Source organism: Celerinatantimonas sediminis, assembly GCF_046054195.1.
Lineage (GTDB): Bacteria > Pseudomonadota > Gammaproteobacteria > Enterobacterales > Celerinatantimonadaceae > Celerinatantimonas.
Window position 1 is genome coordinate 83,211 of the sequence record NZ_JBEQCS010000004.1, and the last position, 16,918, is coordinate 100,128.

The following is a 16,918-nucleotide window of genomic DNA, read 5'->3' on the forward strand; positions in this document are numbered from 1 at the left end:
GAAAACCAGGAGATAAGCCATGGAATTGTCAGCGCTGACAGCCATTTCCCCCATTGATGGTCGTTACGGTGCTAAAACTCGTCAATTGCGCGCACTGTGCAGCGAGTTCGGTTTAATTAAATACCGAGTTACCGTCGAAGTCCGTTGGCTACAAAAACTGAGCTCGCATAATGAGATCAGTGAAGTGCCCCCATTTAGTGACGCAACCAATCAGTTCCTAGATGATTTAGTTGCGAACTTTTCAGAGCAAGATGCCGCACGCATTAAAACCATTGAAAGCACGACGAATCACGACGTTAAAGCCGTTGAATATTTTCTTAAAGAAAAAGTTGCCCATAACAGTGAATTGCTCGCGGTGAGCGAATTTATTCACTTTGCTTGCACATCAGAAGATATTAACAACCTATCCTACGCATTGATGCTTAGCGAAGCTCGTGAAAACATTCTCAAAGCCCAGCTTAATGAGATGATTGATGCCATCAGCGAACTGGCCAAACAATATGCGGCAATTCCAATGCTTTCGCACACGCACGGTCAGCCTGCATCTCCATCTACAATTGGCAAAGAGATGGCCAATGTCGTAGCTCGTCTGCGTCGCCAGTTAGCACAAGTCGAACAAGTTGAAATATTAGGTAAAATCAACGGTGCAGTGGGTAACTATAATGCGCACCTTAGCGCTTATCCTGATATCGATTGGCATCAATTCTCAGAAGAATTTGTAACAAGCCTTGGTCTAAGCTGGAATCCATATACCACTCAGATTGAACCGCATGATTACATCGCTGAGCTTTATGATGCCTTGGCTCGATTTAATACAATTGTGCTGGATTTTGACCGAGATATCTGGGGTTATATCAGCCTAGGTTACTTTAAACAGAAAACTATTGCCGGTGAAATTGGCTCATCAACCATGCCGCACAAAGTCAACCCAATTGATTTTGAAAACTCTGAAGGCAACCTCGGTATTGCAAACGCTTTGTTTGACCATTTAGCGCGTAAACTTCCTGTCTCTCGTTGGCAGCGCGACTTAACCGATTCAACCGTATTACGAAACATCGGTGTTGCTCTGGGTTACTCACTGATAGCGTATCAAGCAACGCTTAAAGGTATTCGTAAACTAGAAGTGAATGAAGCGAATATTCTTGCCGATCTAGACCATAACTGGGAAGTTCTAGCCGAGCCAATCCAGACCGTCATGCGTCGTTACGGCATTGAAAAACCGTATGAAAAACTAAAAGAACTGACTCGAGGCAAACGCGTAGATCAGCAAATCATGCAGGCGTTTATTGATACCTTAGAGCTGCCAGAGCAAGTAAAAACTCAGCTCAAAGCGCTTACTCCAGCAAATTATATTGGCCAAGCCATCAAACTTGCCCAAGACATTTAATATAAAAATAAGCCGCAGCCGCAGTGCTGTGGCTTTTTCGCCTTTTATTGTAGCGAGACGGAATGAAACTTAATTTTGACATCAACCATTTCATGGTGGATTACTGGCAACGCAAACCTTTGTTGATTCGCCAGGGAATTACCGATTTTATCGACCCTTTAAGTGCTGAAGAACTCGCAGGACTCGCCATGGAAGACGAACTGCAGTCGCGATTGGTTACTGTTCGAGATAACCACTGGCAAGTGCAGTTTGGCCCATTTGAGAGATTTGACGAGCTAGAACAACCCGCTAGTTCACTATTGGTTCAAGCAACCAATCACTGGCATCACGATTGCGCCAAATTGGCTGAACTATTTCATTTTATTCCCAATTGGCGCTTTGATGATTTAATGATAAGTTTCGCCACCCCGCAAGGCGGAGTAGGACCTCATATTGATCAATATGGGGTATTTATTATTCAAGGACATGGACAGCGCCACTGGCAAGTTGGTGAACGCCAGAACCTCAAAGAATTTGCCAATGAAGCGGGGCTAAAACAGTGTGAACCATTTACACCTGCGATTGATGAGGTGTTATCAAGTGGCGATGTTTTATATATCCCGCCAGGTTGCCCACACAACGGTGTCTCAATTGATGATTCATTGAGTTACTCAGTTGGTTTTCGCGCCCCAGATCAAAAAGAGCTCTTCAGTGCCTTTGCCGACCATTTACTCGATCAAAGCCAACCTTTTACCCGTTACAACGATCCAGAATTGGTTGCTGGCCACGCTTGGGGCGAAATTACTCGGCACCAGCAGCAGAAATTATTAGGTTTGATGCAAAACTTGCTTAATGATAACCGCCAGATGCGAGACTTTTTTGGTCGGTTTTTTTCGCAGACTCGTCGCGATATTGACATTTTACCACTGCAAGATGATGAGTGCCTGACAGCAGAGATGTTAATCGAACAACTCGAGCAAGGGGAAATATTACATCGCGTTGAAGGTCTAAAAGTTATCTATTTGCAAGGGTTAAGCGAGCTATTTATTGACGGCGAAGCTTATCCATTTGACGGAGACTTTACCGGCTATCAGCAGCTAGCCAACCAAAGTCAGCTTAACTTCAATCTTTTAAATAAAGCGCTTAAAGATGAGGCATTTGTTAGCCAACTAACGCAGTGGGTAAACCGCGGTTTTTGGTATTGGTTATAGCCATTTCGATTTAGCTCAGTTGCATTTATTTGGGTCAAGCAACATACTATTAACAACTAGTGGCGTAGATGCATGGCTCAGATATGGATACCATTAAACTACCTTCAAGCTGTCGAAAAAATGCCAAAAGCTGTCTCTATATCGGTATAGCTTTAGCAATTATTAGCGTTGGCATTTTATATATTCCGAACATTGCGGTCAGTTTTATTGCCGCATTTGGTATTATCCTCGCCTATTTAGGGATTCGTATCGGCCTGAGTAAATCGGGCCAACCTCAATTTGGTCTGGTGTTGTGTCATGACCATCTGCAATTTCACCACCGTTATGGCGGTTGGGCTTTACCATGGCGTCAAATAGATCGTTTTGGTATACCCTGCGTAGGACGTGGCTTTGAACGACTGGAATTAAATTATATTGGCATTCGGCTGAACGACGAACAGTTTTTGCTAGATACCCTTTCCCCTCGATTATGTGCTCATCTTCTTACTGAACAACGCAGTGCTCTTTATGCAGCTCTTCGCCAAGAATGCCCTTCAGGCACTTGCCCCAGTGACCATCTTTTAGAAGATGACTATTACCATACTCATTCAGGTAAAATTTATCACGGTCTAAAAGCGATGTTCGCAAACCGCATGGCAAACATGCGTCAGATGACGGGTTACGACCTGCTTATCGATCAAAGCGTTCTTGAACAATCCCCCGAACAATTTCTACGTTTAGCCCGAGATTTTCGCAATCAAGGTATGGCGCATAGCATTACATCCAGCAACGACTCTGCTTGCAAAAGCTAGGCGAATTAAAAACCAGGTGCTATGCTTTATTCTGTAAGCCGCGAGATAACATGACTTTTTTGCCTTAACCGAGCAGAAAATTGAATATTTAACTCACGCGTCACTCTTCTTGTTCACCAGACTCATTACGCATACAGATAAAGGATTGATATGCTCAAGGACTGTTGTCGATGAATACAATGGATTACATCGTCATCTTAGTGGCAGCAGCCTGCTCCGGATTTCTTTTTCAATTAGTTAAACTCCCGCCCCTATTAGGCTTTTTAGTTGCCGGATTCGTTCTGCACCTGTTAGGTATTCATCAGGCTCCAGCCATCGATATCATCGCTAATTTAGGGGTAACGTTACTGCTCTTTTCAATTGGCTTAAAACTGGATATACGGACTCTTTTACGCCGCGAAGTCTATGGGACGGCATTCTTACACTTAATCTGTAATGGGCTTTTATTTTTAGCCATTTTTAGCGCGCTTAAATGGCTGGCCATTTCCCAGCTAAAAGTGCTCTCAAATGAAGCGCTCATGCTACTGGCATTCGCCTTGAGTTTTTCTAGCACCGTGTTTGCTGTAAAAGTTTTGCAAGACAAAAGTGAACTGCAATCGTTATATGGCCGCGTTGCAATTGGTATTTTGGTCATGCAGGACCTATTTGCCGTGATCTACCTAAGTGTAAGCTCGGGAAAAGTTCCATCGCTGTGGGCGCTATCATTGCTCGCGCTCATCCCCCTTCGGCCTGTCTTGTTGCGGCTTCTAAATCGAGCAGGCCACGGTGAAGTTCAGCTATTGGTCGGCTTTTGTATGGCTTTTGTAGTCGGTTATGCATGGTTTGATAGCGTGCATATCAAACCCGATTTAGGTGCGCTCTTAATCGGTATGCTGTTAGCGGGTACTCCACAAGCGAACAATTTAAGCCGTGATTTATTTGCATTTAAAGAGCTATTTTTAGTCGCTTTTTTTCTCTCCATTGGCATGCATTATTTCCCAACTGCTGGAAGCTTAGTCATTGCAATATTAATCACCCTACTGTTGCCTTTAAAAGCCATTCTTTATCTACTTTTAATGTTAGTTTTCCGGCTTCGCTCTCGCACAGCTTGGATGGGAACCCTGAGCTTGGCCAATTACAGTGAGTTTGGCTTAATTGTTTCAGCCATAGCGGTTAAAAGTAATTTACTCGATGGGCACTGGCTGGCTATTTTAGCCATTGCACTGAGCTTAAGTTTTATTATTAGTGCACCACTGAATCAAAAAGCCGACTATATCTATCGGCGCGTACAGAATTTACTCGGCCGATTACAACGAAATCGATTGCACTTAGATGACTTACCTATCGAATTGGGAAATATGGAAATTGTGATTCTCGGAATGGGCCGTATTGGCTCTGGCGCCTATGAGCTCATGAGCCAACACTACCCAGGGAAAGTCATTGGTATTGATACCGATTTAAATAAAGTTCAGTCTCATATCGAAGCAAACCGCGTGGTGATTCAAGGCGATGCAACTGACTCAGATTTTTGGGAAAAACTGGTTTTAAGTAAATCCGTAAAACTGGTACTTTTGACCATGCCTCACCATAATGGTAATGAATATGCCGTTACCCAATTACATCGGCGCGATTATGCCGGTGAAATTGCTGCTATCTGTCGATTTGAAGATGATGAAGACGCGCTAAAAGCTCTTGGAGTTAACCATGTGGTTAATTTGTATGAAGAAGCCGGCCTTGGTTTTGCTCAACACATCTATGATGCGGTTAACAGCTCAGACAGTAAACGTTAATTTTTCACTCCAAATCCCCTATAAAACAGTAGAAACATCCGTAAGCCATTCCAAAAATAAAATATTTTAGAAAATTACAAATAACCACTTGCAATATTTGCTGATATTGGCAAATTGGAATGATCGGTTATCCCCGTAAGGGATAGTTGTTTAATTGAGATAAAAAACGAAGGGAAATATATGTGTTCAATTTTTGGCGTGCTTGACATTAAGACGGATGTCTCAGAGCTTCGAAAAGTTGCTCTGGAAATGTCAAAACGGCTGCGTCACCGCGGTCCTGATTGGTCGGGTATTTATACCTCAGACCACGCAATCCTAGCTCACGAACGATTGGCAATCGTTGATGTAAATAATGGAGCTCAACCGCTTTATAATGAAGAACGGACGAATGTTCTAGCGGTTAATGGTGAGATCTACAATCACAAACAGTTGCGCGCTAATCTCAATTGCAATTACAACTTTTTAACCGAATCCGATTGTGAAATCATCCTTGCTCTTTATAAAGAAAAAGGAAATGCCTTCTTAGATGACTTGAACGGTATTTTTGCATTTATCCTTTATGACGAAGAACAAGATCGTTATCTGATTGGTCGTGACCATATGGGAATTATCCCACTGTATACAGGTTATGACGAAAACGGTAACTTCTATGCGGCTTCAGAGATGAAAGCTCTGACCCCTATTTGCAAAACTGTTCGTGAATTTCCACCGGGACATTTCTTAGATAGCAAAGATGGTGAGTTAGTTCGTTATTATCAGCGTGATTGGGAAGAATATGACAATGTCAAAGATAACCCAGCTTCTGTTGAAGAATTGCGTGATGCTTTAGAAGCCGCGGTTAAACGTCAGCTCATGAGTGACGTACCTTATGGCGTACTGCTCTCGGGTGGTTTGGATTCATCGGTTATTTCAGCCATTACCAAACGATTTGCAGATCGCCGTATTGAAGATAACGATGCATCAGCTGCTTGGTGGCCACAATTGCACTCTTTCGCTGTTGGCTTGGAAGGTTCACCCGATTTAAAAGCGGCGAAAGAAGTTGCCGATTATCTAGGTACGGTTCACCACGAAATTCACTTTACCGTTCAAGACGGTTTAGATGCGTTGCGTGATGTGATTTATCATCTTGAAACGTATGATGTCACAACTATACGTGCTTCAACCCCAATGTATTTGATGGCTCGAAAAATCAAAGCAATGGGCATCAAAATGGTTCTTTCTGGTGAAGGTTCTGATGAACTTTTCGGTGGCTATTTGTATTTCCACAAAGCGCCGAATGCCAAAGAGTTTCATGAAGAAACTGTTCGTAAATTGTCAAAACTACATTTGTTTGACTGTCTGCGGGCTAACAAAGCTCTGGCAGCTTGGGGCCTTGAAGGTCGCGTACCATTCTTGGATAAAGAGTTCATGGATGTTGCAATGCGTTTGAACCCAGCAGCTAAAATGTGTGGCCACGGTAAAATTGAAAAACATATCGTGCGTGAAGCGTTTGAAGACTATTTACCGCACAGCGTTGCTTGGCGGCAAAAAGAGCAGTTCTCTGATGGGGTTGGCTATTCTTGGATCGACAGCTTAAAAGAGTTTGTGGAAACTGAAGTCACTGATCAAATGATGGAAACCGCTGAATTCCGTTTCCCTATCAACACACCAGACACAAAAGAAGCTTATTACTATCGTAGTATCTTCGAAGAGCACTTCCCATTAGATAGTGCGGCTGAATGTGTACCATGGGGTAAATCGGTTGCTTGCTCAACACCTGAAGCATTAGCGTGGGATGAAAGCTTTACGCAGCATGCTGACCCATCAGGCCGAGCAGTTGCAAACGTACATAACGAAGCTTATAAAGTGTAATTGCTTGTAAACTAAAATATGTATAAGCCCACTGCTGTGTCAGTGGGCTTTTTTATAACTGCGCTAGATTTTAGTTAGGCAATAATCTGGAAATATCTGCGCTTGATCAATGCTTACTTGCACATCCATATCACGCAAAAAACCATACCCGGTCACCAACACGGTTTTAAAGCCCATAGCAGCCCCGCCAAGAATATCGGTATGTAAGGTATCACCGATCATAGCAATTCGTGATGGTTCAACCTTTCCACAATCGCGTTCAATGTAACTTAATGCGCGCTCAAAGATAGGTCGGAACGGCTTACCATAACAGTGAACCCAAGGATAAAGCTGCTCATCAAGCGTTAATGTATAACTGCCTGGCTCATGGGAAACCCCATGCTCAAGTGGTGCAATCAAATCTGCATTTCCGACCCAAATTGGCCGTGGTTTATTTTTTAGCGATTGCACTAAGCGTTGTTGTAAATTCTGATTCCAACCATTGCCACTTAAAAACAAAAACTGATCAGCATCCCAAAAAGCGTCATCTTCAGGATAAATTTCATGATAATCAGTGCTAACCGGGCGATACTGCTCAGGAACAATGACCCCAACAGAACCTTGCTCTGGTGAAGTTTGCGCTAAAAATTCCTGCATCATCACTTCACGGCTATTAATAATTTGCTCTGACTTAAAATTGAAACCAAATTTTTGATACTTTTGAACTAGTCCTGGCATGTCTTGAGTGGCTGCATTGGTTAGCACATAAATACTTTTACCCATGGCTCTTAATTTATTAATTTGCTCAACAGCGCCATCAATCGCAGTCTGGCCAACATTGAGAACTCCATAGCCATCAAATAGAAATACATCAATTTTATCACTAATTTCACAGATATTATCAATGACCTGAAACGGGTGTTTTTCACCTGAATAACAAGGCATCCGTTCCGGCATATTTAAATAAGTACGAAAGGCATCACTAGGACTATTAATCATAAAAATAAAACACAGCTAATAAACAGAAGTCACTATCATACCGATCTCCGTTATTAATCGATAGTTTTGTTATAAATGACTTACTAATTAACTAATTTATCTAAATGCTGATTAAAAAATAGACTTGTCTGGCATATTCCACTTTTAAAAAACAACTTAGCAGAGATAACCTCCCATTGAGGATTTTCTTGAAATTTATTAGTGATTTAAGGCTTAGTTATAATTGATGGGCACCGGGAAATCGGCTAATCTTGTAGACTTCGAAACTGTAATGGAATGATAAAGATGTCTTTTCGATGGAAACTTACGGTATTTACTGCGGTGGCACTTATTGTAACCGTCTGCTTATTGATGGTTTCAACTATCTATTCATCTCGCCACAATAGCAAAATAATTACTCAACAAGCGGGAACGCTTCTTAAACAAAATGCCCAACAGCTGGTCGCTACCGAATTAAAAGGCCGGATCTCTCAACTCACCAGGGCAATTGAAACTCGCAAAAACCAGTTAGATTTATTAGGCACGCAAATCTTATCTTCCAAGGCCAATACACTTAAAAATTACTTGCCAGGTTCAAATCTACGCTCATCCATCGTTGCCATGCTTAAGGCACAATTAAGCAGTGACAAACATGCTTCCCAGATAACAATCATATTTAAATCGGGCCAGTTAGGTGAAGATGATATCAGCTATATCGGATCGGATTATCTTGGCAGTAACGATGTAGGTCAGTTTACCGCTCGATGGATTAATAATGATGGTAAATATACGCAAAAGCCCATCAGTTCCAAACAACTTAAATCACCAGAACTGCAACCGGCACTTTGCGCTTTAGATAATGCAACGGCTTGTTTACGCGCAGCGACCAATAAAGCCCAAGGTTTCTGGTTATCGATACCGATTAAAGAAAAAGGCAAAGTCATTGCTGAGGCCGCCCTGCTTATCGATTCCTCACTGATTAATCAACAGATCCAGTCTATGGACAAAGCTCTATACGATGGCTCAGGGAGCATTGTACTGACAGGACAAGATGGCTCGTTGATTACACGTGATAGCGACCAAAGTAGCACGCCTAGTAATATGGCTCAGCTGATTAGTAATGACAAAATCGTCAGCCAATGGGACCAGAGTAAACATCAGTTTACCAGCTTTTACCCACTATCGTTTGCCGATTTAAATACCCAATGGGGCATCATGGTTCGCTTGCCAGAGCAACAAGTTCTAAAAGCCCAGCAGGTGATGAGTCAAGAACTCTCCACCAATGCAACCAAAGCGCTAAGTCAGCAGTTTCTGATTGGAATTATCGTTGCGGTCGTGATGATTGTTTTAACTTGGGTGTTTACTGGCCCGCTGCTGAGACCACTGCATAAATTACGCAATGAACTTGAAAAAATCGCCACAGGGGATGCTGATCTTACTTACCAAGTTCCGGTAACTAGTAAGGATGAAATCGGTCAGCTCAGTGATGCCTTCAACCGTTTTGTAGGCTCATTGCGCCAATTAATTAAAGATGTGGTCATCTCAGTTGATAACATGAAGCAAAACAGTAGCCACACGGTTCAATTGATTGACCAAACCAGTCAGAGTATTACCAAGCAATTTGCTCAGGTCGACCAAGTCGCGACGGCTGTCGAAGAGATGGCAGCAAACTCACGAGAAGTTGCCGATAATACTCAACAAACAAACTTAACTGTGAATACGGCTCAGCAGTCAGTCCACCAAGGACAAAAAGCTGCACAAGATTCTCAAACAGCGATGAGTTCACTGAGTAGTCAGTTAGAACAGTCTCAACAAAGAATTAAAAAACTCGTTGCGAGCAGTGAAAATATCAGCAATATCTTACTCGTTATCCAAAATATTGCCGAACAAACCAACCTATTGGCTCTTAACGCAGCGATTGAGGCGGCCCGAGCCGGAGAACATGGCCGAGGCTTTGCAGTTGTCGCCTCAGAAGTTCGCTCGCTTGCTAGCCGCACCCAAGACTCGATCGGTGAAATTGAATCGGTGATTGGTCAATTGCAACTTGAAACTAACGACGTTGTACAAACCATTGAACAAGCCAATCAGGCAGCTCAAGACACCGCCCAACAGGTCTCACATACCAATGAAACACTGATTGATATCGCCTCAGCTAACAACGAGGTATTGCAAATGGCAGAGCAAATCGCAAGTGCAGCAGAACAGCAAAGTGCTGTAGCCAATGAAATCAGTCAAAACGTCAATCAAATTCGAGAAGTTGGACAAAGTATCACAAAAGTGAGCGGCCAAACTCAGCAAGTGAGCCAAGTCATTGGCAATATTGCACAAGAGCAACACCAACTGGTCAGTCGCTTTAAAGTTTAACTTTTATCCCATAAAGAAAAAGGTAGCGATTAACGCTACCTTTTTTATTAATTCATGAAAAATCAATTACTCAAGATGATTTGGTAATTTCCAATCTAATTGAGCATTGCCATAAGCTGAATAAGGAAATTGATTGCGCAGCTTCTGGCGCGTTGTTTCATCGACATGACGTGAAAAAGTGAGGCGGAGCTGCCCCAGATGGCGATCGCCACGAACGATGACCCGATGTTGTGCAGGAGTAATGAACGAAACAGTCTGACAAAAAGTAATAAACGAATCAGGCACATGTCCTTTGAGCATTCGAACGCCATCCTTCTCAATCATCAGCACAAATGTATAACGCCCAAGAGATTGCCAGTAGGCAACGACCAACAAAGCTCCCAGGCTAATGAGGCAAACCAACACCATGAACACCTCCCTTGATTAATTGGACTGATGAGCCAACTCATCAAGGCAGATTATAACGCTGATCTTTTCTTTGATAGATAGAATTTTCCAATCAGTTTATTTGGTAAGTTTCAACCTATTGATTTATGGGGGCGAACCTTGGCAAAGATTCAAAACTAATTTTTTTAAGCGCTTAAGCGAATAAACTCATCACAGATACATTTAATGTGCATCGCAAAGCGCTTTATTCCGGGCCCGAAACAGTCGGAAAATTGTTGTCGCGTTCACCGAGATCATCATAATTTCCAATAAGGTCCCACCAATTGATCCAACAATAATGTTATTGACGAGCCAACAACTCGATCCGACTAAAAAAGCAAATCGCATTGGCATTCCTTTCAGCCTAAATAGAGCATAAGTGCCAATCGCCATCCCAATCACGCTCCATAAATCGGAAAAAGACTGTGCAACCCAACTGCCGAGGCCAATATTTAAAGCAATAAAAATCAGAGCCACAACTAATGAGCGTGTTCTAACGGACAAGGCGGTTCGAAAGGTCGACAAAATAGAAGCGACCAACGAGGTCATCGCCCCAAATAAAGCATAATGAATGGTATTACTGATATTTAAAACAACCATGATCAATTTGAGTTTTCGATCATCGGTTTGCAAGAAACTTAAGACGCCTAAAGCAAAACTAATAAAACCAAACAATTGGCCCCAGAAGTGGCCCATAAAGTGTTCGAGCATATCCATCCCCTTTGTTAACGCTTACATTAGAACATCGTTCCGATTTATCTGTAAAGAAAAGCTAGGAACAAATTTCCATCAACGATATAATTAAAACGGTGTTTCTTAATCTAGTGAAAAATTTCGTTGGATAATGAAAAAATGGTGTTAAATCAATATTGATGAAAAAACTCACCGTTAGAATAGTTATCTGAATCTTTCATACAAGCGCATCTTGCGTCACATTGTAGGAGTAATCATGGGTCAATTGCAGATAGCCATACTCGGCGAGTGCATGGTCGAACTGCAACAACAGTCACAAGGGTTGTTAAGTCGTAAATTTGGTGGTGATACGTTAAACACAGCTGTTTACCTTTCTCGGCTAACCCGCTCGGCTGATGTTAACGTAAGTTATATTACCGGACTTGGTGAGGATATCTTTAGTCAGGAAATGCTTAATAGCTGGCAACAAGAAGGAATTGATACTCAGTATGTCCAGCAAATTGCAAACAAACTGCCAGGTTTGTACCTGATTGAAACCGATCCAGATGGTGAACGCCATTTTCGCTACTGGCGAAATGACGCCGCTGCTAAATATTGTTTAGAACAAGACAACTACCCGCAGATTGCAAAAGCGTTGACGCAGTTTAATTGGATTTATTTAAGCGGCATATCATTGGCTATATTAACGCCGAAAAGTCGTGAAAATCTATTTGCAGCACTAGAAAAAGCCAAAGCTGCTGGTAGCAAAGTTATTTTCGACAATAACTATCGCCCTGCACTTTGGAGCGATGCAAAAACAGCCCAGCAGATCTATAAACAAATCCTCAGCCTTACTGATTTAGCTCTTTTAACTTTTGATGATGAGCTTGAACTTTATGGCGAACATACAACTGATGACTGCCTAGCCAGAACCCGCCAGCTAGGAGTGACATCAATTGTATTGAAAATGGGCTCCAAACCTTGTCATATTTATGTAGAAAATGATCATTATACTGTGGCCGCAAATGTTGTACCTAAAGAAGCCGTTGTTGATACGACCGCCGCAGGTGATTCCTTTGGCGCTGGTTTTATTGGTGCAATGCTACTGGGTAAAGATCCACAAACTTGTGCAAGGTGGGGACACGACCTTGCGGGAACCGTGATTCGTCATAAAGGCGCGATTATTGATGTAACCCATATGCCATCATTGGCATAAGCTCTCATCAGGGAAGGTGTCATATACCCTTCCCTGGTCATTTAATTGATATATGAATTTATCAGAAACTCTGATAGCCCTTTAAAGGGGATATAAAGAACTTCTTCTTAAGTTAGATTAAGGACAATTAAGGTAAGTTAATCATGCAACATACTCAACCGGAACGAGATATCTATATTGCTGTTTATGGTCAAGTTGGTGAGGAACATAGCTTAGAAACAAATCAACTGTTGGCAAGTTGTGATTATATAGGCCGCTATCAAACCCCGGCTCAATTTGCACTTTACCAGTACAAACAAAAACCTGTCGTGATTCGTGGTGGCAACCAAGCATTGGATGTCAAAATTTACGCAGTTAATTTAGCAGAACTCAAACAGATGGATAGTTATTTTCGTTATCCAACCGTTCATGACCGTATCCGCTGCGATATTAGCGGGTTTGGAAGCGCTTGGCTTTATGTCATGTGTGAAGGCTATGCTGCCTTGGCTGGCGTTTATGAAAGCCCATTAAAACAAGAAAAATCTCGCCAAGAGAGCACCGTTTCAGCATAGGCAATTATCGAGTTACCGATAATACAGGGCATGTCAACCTGCCCTGTTTAGCTTAAGGCTTATTATTTTCTGTCTGATAACAGACAAGGTTATTTTTGCCTTCAAGCTAAAGACGCATTAAACCAGCACTACAAAAATCCTAGTACTACAAAAATAAAGAGTTGTTCTCTATATCGACCTCTCCCCTTTAAAAAATACTCCTAGCGACAACTGTCACAGCAACGCTGTTTGATAACTAATTTTGTTGATATACCAAAGCTGCTCACCATTAGGTGTATTCACCGTCACTTCGTCATCCACCTCTTTTTTTAGCAGCGCTCTGGCCATGGGGGAATCAATTGAAATATAGTGATGCTGATGTTCTCCGTAGATTTCATCAGGCCCGACAATTTTAAAGGTCTTTTGTTCACCCTGTTCATTTTCAACTTCAACCCAGGCACCGAAAAACACTTTCCCTTCTTGAACAGGTGAATATTCAACGACTTTGAGTGCATCTAAGCGCTTACGTAAGAAGCGAACTCGTGAGTCAATTTGCCTAAGTAATCGCTTATTTTCTTTATAATCTGCATTTTCAGAGCGATCACCGAGACTTGCGGCCCACGCAACTTTTTGGGTAATTTCAGGACGATATTCCCGCCACAAATAATTAAGCTCTTTGGTTAATCTTTCGAACCCTTCGGGGGTTACTAAATTTGTTCTCAACGTAAATCCCAACTTCAAGATTATACAGGACAGGACAAGCCCGAGTTATTAGAAGCAACTAATATACTGCCAATGAATACCCCTGCCAACCGTGACTTATTGCTCTATAGCTCATGGAAAAAGGCAGAAAATAAAGTGTACTAATGAAGATTTCCGAGAAATGAAGTAAAAGCGAAGTACAAAAGAGCAATAGTCAGAAATCGCCAAAAGGTACAATATGTGGGGCAATGATATGACTCACGCCCCTCATTATTAAACTTAGCGATCAATTGTCACCGTTGATATAGCTGCGTTTTACTCGGGATGCTAGTTGAATGAGCAACTCATAACCAATGGTCCCAACACTTTGCGCAAGTGGTTCTACAGGATTTTCTTTACCCCATAAAATTACTTCATCGCCCACTTTATCGTTCGCATCAGGACCTAAATCAACAGTGAGCATATCCATTGAAACTCGCCCAACGAGTGGAACGGTTCGGCCATTGACAATAACTGGCGTCCCGGTTGGCATTAACCTTGGATAGCCATCGCCATAACCCATTGCGACAACACCGAGCTTAGTATCCGCTTGTGATTGCCAAAGCGCGCCATAACCAACAGGTTCTCCTTTTTTATGGTCTCGCACAGCAATAAGTTTAGATTTAAGCGTCATAACAGGTTCGAGCTGTTCATCCTGACCACAGCGCCCAGGAAAAGGCGTTACGCCATACAGAGCGATACCAGGGCGAGCTTTATCAAACACAATGTCAGGGCGAGTGAGCAACGCTGCAGAGTTAGCAAGTGAGCGAGGTCCTTTAAGATCTTTTGTTGCTTCAATGAAATTGGCCAATTGCTCATCAGTTCTTGAACAATCAAGCTCATCAGCGCGACTTAAATGGCTAACAAACCCAACAAAACTATCGACTGCTGCCAGTTTTGCCAACTCAGAATGTTTCTCTACTATTTCGTGTAGCGCAAATCCAAGGCGATGCATCCCCGTATCGACTTTGAGCCAAAAATTAGTTTTGCCAGAGGTTGAAGCGTTTTTAATCCAAGCAATTTGTTGATCGTTTTGTACAACGGGCTGAAATTTAAGCTCGATCGCTTTATTGGTTTCATCCTGATCAAAGCAACCTTCCAGAAGAACGATGGCATTTTGAATGCCAGCATTGCGCAGTACAACAGCTTCTTCAAAACGCGCAACAGCAAAACTATCAACCGATGCACTTAACGCATGAGCAACTTCGATACTACCATGCCCATAAGCATTCCCTTTAACAACGGCAACCATTTTGCTGTTAGGCTGACACGACTTCATTCGAGCTAAATTATTTTTTAATGCGGCTAAATCAATAACTGCTTCAGCGGTAACCATCTCAAACACTCCACGACCATCCGGCCAACAAATCAATAATCTGGCTATAGCCCAGATTTTATCAAACTAACTATCTTTGATTGATTAAGGCAATTAATCTGCCAAATTACCATTAAAAAAACAATTCATTGAAAAATAGTTATAAATTCTAGGTTTTTATTTGCGAAAAGACATTTTAACTAAAAATAGCTTTAGAGCAGTATTCCCTTTCTATAAATAAGCTCAAAAAAAATCGCTTAATAATAACTAATAACCTTATAAAAAATAGGTAGAGCACCAAAATAGAGCCCATTTATTAAAATATTGCACCAAAATAAGTCAAAATCATTCATAAAATGCTCATTTTTTGCATATATAATCAATATATATAGATAAATATATATTTTTAATAGAAAGTATAAACAACCACCATCTATTAAATTTAAAGATATTTATTTCATCATTCTAAATACATCTGAATCATTACATGGCAATTTTGCGATCCTGTAGATACCCCCAAAAAAGCTTCTTTTTCTTAGCCAAGAATTTTGCAAAATGTCACGTTAATTGCTTAGTAAGATAAAAATACCGATGAATCTATTTGCTCATGAATCATCATAAGCAAGCATAGAGCTGTGGTCATCGAGCCACTATAGTTCATCAAATCAGCGACACAATATTGCTTTATTAAGGAAATACAATGGAAATTCAAAAACCGTACCTATTATTTTTAGGTGATGCCCCTGACGCTCTGGCAGCTAAAGTAGCTCAAGGGATCAAACAGTGGCATCCAGAATACTGCGTAGGTCAGTATCGGATGGAAGGCTGTAATGCTGATTGTGGACTGGAAGATATTGATATCCCTACTGCTAAAGCTAAAGGCGTAAAAACCATGGTAATTGGCGTTGCCAACCGTGGCGGTTTTATTTCCAAAGCTTGGATCAAAGTTTTACAAGAAGCTCTGGAAGCTGGCATGGACCTAGCAGCAGGCTTACATGTTCGTTTGAATGACATTCCAGAACTGGCTGAAACTGCAAGCAAATTTGGCCGTGAAATGTTTGACGTACGTTTCCCAACACAGGATTTTCCTGTTGCAGCTGGGACTAAACGCCCTGGTAAACGCGTGCTGCCAGTTGGTACCGATTGCTCTGTTGGTAAAATGTATACCGCTCTTGCTATCACCGAAGAACTGGCTAAACGCGATCAGAAAGTAACTTTCCGTGCAACAGGCCAAACCGGTATCCTCGTTAGCGGTGCAGGCGTGTGTGTTGACTCTGTTATCTCTGATTTTATCTCAGGTGCGGTTGAAGTTTTAGCTCCTGCCAACGACCCTGATCACTGGGATGTGATTGAAGGTCAAGGTTCATTATTTCACCCATCATTTGCTGGCGTTACCGCAGGCTTAATTCACGGAGCTCAAGCTGATGCTTTAGTGCTTTGCCACGAACCAACTCGTGAACATATGCGCGGGACTCCTGATTTTGCTCTGCCAGATATCAAAGAATGCATGCAGTTAAACTTAGCTGTCGCTAAACTCACTAACCCTGCGGTTAAATTTGTAGGTGTTTCTGTAAACACTGCAAAATTAGATGAAGCGAAAGCCTTTGAATATATGGAACAGCTTGAAAAAGAAGTTGGTTTACCTGTTGTTGACCCATTCCGCCAAGGTGTTAGCCGTATCGTAGACAACATGTTAGCGTTATAAGCGA

General features: G+C 41.9%; 14 protein-coding genes. 9 read left to right on the forward strand and 5 right to left on the reverse strand.

Features of this window, described 5'->3' with window-relative positions:
- The first annotated feature begins 19 nt into the window (after positions 1-19).
- From purB to asnB, 5 genes are all read left to right on the forward strand, one after another.
- A complete protein-coding gene (purB, locus tag ABTQ23_RS06735) occupies positions 20-1,387 on the forward strand; it encodes an adenylosuccinate lyase (RefSeq protein WP_408614903.1) in 1,368 nt (455 codons plus the stop codon).
- Between the two features lie 62 nt (positions 1,388-1,449).
- Positions 1,450-2,577 (forward strand): ribosomal protein uL16 3-hydroxylase, encoded by a 1,128-nt coding sequence (locus ABTQ23_RS06740; RefSeq protein WP_408614904.1) that lies wholly within the window; start codon positions 1,450-1,452, stop codon positions 2,575-2,577.
- An 83-nt stretch (positions 2,578-2,660) separates the two neighbouring features.
- Entirely contained in the window at positions 2,661-3,368 is a 708-nt protein-coding gene (locus tag ABTQ23_RS06745) for a DUF2982 domain-containing protein (protein WP_408614905.1), read from the forward strand.
- A gap of 179 nt (positions 3,369-3,547) precedes the next feature.
- The gene (locus ABTQ23_RS06750) at positions 3,548-5,137 is read left to right on the forward strand and encodes a cation:proton antiporter domain-containing protein (RefSeq protein ID WP_408615043.1); all 1,590 of its coding nucleotides are present in this window, start codon (positions 3,548-3,550) and stop codon (positions 5,135-5,137) included.
- Between the two features lie 180 nt (positions 5,138-5,317).
- On the forward strand, positions 5,318-6,988 hold the full coding sequence (asnB, locus tag ABTQ23_RS06755) for an asparagine synthase B (RefSeq protein ID WP_408614906.1): 1,671 nt from the start codon (positions 5,318-5,320) through the stop codon (positions 6,986-6,988).
- Positions 6,989-7,051: 63 nt separating this feature from the next.
- Here the strand turns inward: asnB and ABTQ23_RS06760 are convergent, their stop codons facing one another.
- Entirely contained in the window at positions 7,052-7,966 is a 915-nt protein-coding gene (locus ABTQ23_RS06760; RefSeq protein ID WP_408614907.1) for an HAD-IIA family hydrolase, read from the reverse strand.
- A 285-nt stretch (positions 7,967-8,251) separates the two neighbouring features.
- Here ABTQ23_RS06760 and ABTQ23_RS06765 point away from each other — a divergent pair, with 285 nt between their 5' ends.
- Positions 8,252-10,309 (forward strand): methyl-accepting chemotaxis protein, encoded by a 2,058-nt coding sequence (locus ABTQ23_RS06765; RefSeq protein WP_408614908.1) that lies wholly within the window; start codon positions 8,252-8,254, stop codon positions 10,307-10,309.
- Positions 10,310-10,375: 66 nt separating this feature from the next.
- On the opposite strand, the gene ABTQ23_RS06770 is transcribed toward ABTQ23_RS06765, so the two are convergent.
- Together ABTQ23_RS06770 and ABTQ23_RS06775 are read right to left on the reverse strand one after the other, a co-directional pair.
- A complete protein-coding gene (locus tag ABTQ23_RS06770; protein ID WP_408614909.1) occupies positions 10,376-10,717 on the reverse strand; it encodes a DUF3634 family protein in 342 nt (113 codons plus the stop codon).
- A 201-nt stretch (positions 10,718-10,918) separates the two neighbouring features.
- Complete coding sequence (locus ABTQ23_RS06775) at positions 10,919-11,446, reverse strand: YgjV family protein (protein WP_408614910.1); 528 nt, start codon at positions 11,444-11,446, stop codon at positions 10,919-10,921.
- 238 nt (positions 11,447-11,684) lie between these two features.
- Between ABTQ23_RS06775 and kdgK the strand changes: the two genes are divergently transcribed.
- Positions 11,685-12,623: a 2-dehydro-3-deoxygluconokinase gene (kdgK, locus tag ABTQ23_RS06780; protein ID WP_408614911.1), complete on the forward strand. Its 939-nt coding sequence runs from the start codon at positions 11,685-11,687 to the stop codon at positions 12,621-12,623.
- A 143-nt stretch (positions 12,624-12,766) separates the two neighbouring features.
- Entirely contained in the window at positions 12,767-13,174 is a 408-nt protein-coding gene (locus ABTQ23_RS06785) for a gamma-glutamylcyclotransferase (RefSeq protein ID WP_408614912.1), read from the forward strand.
- Between the two features lie 213 nt (positions 13,175-13,387).
- On the opposite strand, the gene greB is transcribed toward ABTQ23_RS06785, so the two are convergent.
- Both greB and alr read right to left on the reverse strand, forming a co-directional pair.
- Positions 13,388-13,876 (reverse strand): transcription elongation factor GreB, encoded by a 489-nt coding sequence (gene greB / locus ABTQ23_RS06790; RefSeq protein ID WP_408614913.1) that lies wholly within the window; start codon positions 13,874-13,876, stop codon positions 13,388-13,390.
- Positions 13,877-14,141: 265 nt separating this feature from the next.
- Positions 14,142-15,230: an alanine racemase gene (gene alr / locus ABTQ23_RS06795; RefSeq protein ID WP_408614914.1), complete on the reverse strand. Its 1,089-nt coding sequence runs from the start codon at positions 15,228-15,230 to the stop codon at positions 14,142-14,144.
- A 679-nt stretch (positions 15,231-15,909) separates the two neighbouring features.
- On the opposite strand from alr, the gene dgcN reads away from it, so the two are divergent.
- Positions 15,910-16,914 (forward strand): N-acetyltransferase DgcN, encoded by a 1,005-nt coding sequence (dgcN, locus tag ABTQ23_RS06800; RefSeq protein WP_408614916.1) that lies wholly within the window; start codon positions 15,910-15,912, stop codon positions 16,912-16,914.
- Positions 16,915-16,918: the final 4 nt, after the last annotated feature.

Bases quoted from the DNA above. Each gene is read 5' to 3' on its own strand.
- ABTQ23_RS06775 (WP_408614910.1), bottom strand. From the start codon at position 11,446: ATGCTCGAACACTTTATGGGCCACTTCTGGGGCCAATTGTTTGGTTTT.
- purB (WP_408614903.1), top strand. From the start codon at position 20: ATGGAATTGTCAGCGCTGACAGCCATTTCCCCCATTGATGGTCGTTAC.
- kdgK (WP_408614911.1), top strand. From the start codon at position 11,685: ATGGGTCAATTGCAGATAGCCATACTCGGCGAGTGCATGGTCGAACTG.
- ABTQ23_RS06745 (WP_408614905.1), top strand. From the start codon at position 2,661: ATGGATACCATTAAACTACCTTCAAGCTGTCGAAAAAATGCCAAAAGC.
- ABTQ23_RS06750 (WP_408615043.1), top strand. From the start codon at position 3,548: ATGGATTACATCGTCATCTTAGTGGCAGCAGCCTGCTCCGGATTTCTT.
- ABTQ23_RS06740 (WP_408614904.1), top strand. From the start codon at position 1,450: ATGAAACTTAATTTTGACATCAACCATTTCATGGTGGATTACTGGCAA.
- alr (WP_408614914.1), bottom strand. From the start codon at position 15,230: ATGGTTACCGCTGAAGCAGTTATTGATTTAGCCGCATTAAAAAATAAT.
- ABTQ23_RS06770 (WP_408614909.1), bottom strand. From the start codon at position 10,717: ATGGTGTTGGTTTGCCTCATTAGCCTGGGAGCTTTGTTGGTCGTTGCC.
- ABTQ23_RS06785 (WP_408614912.1), top strand. From the start codon at position 12,767: ATGCAACATACTCAACCGGAACGAGATATCTATATTGCTGTTTATGGT.
- dgcN (WP_408614916.1), top strand. From the start codon at position 15,910: ATGGAAATTCAAAAACCGTACCTATTATTTTTAGGTGATGCCCCTGAC.
- ABTQ23_RS06765 (WP_408614908.1), top strand. From the start codon at position 8,252: ATGTCTTTTCGATGGAAACTTACGGTATTTACTGCGGTGGCACTTATT.
- ABTQ23_RS06760 (WP_408614907.1), bottom strand. From the start codon at position 7,966: ATGATTAATAGTCCTAGTGATGCCTTTCGTACTTATTTAAATATGCCG.
- asnB (WP_408614906.1), top strand. From the start codon at position 5,318: ATGTGTTCAATTTTTGGCGTGCTTGACATTAAGACGGATGTCTCAGAG.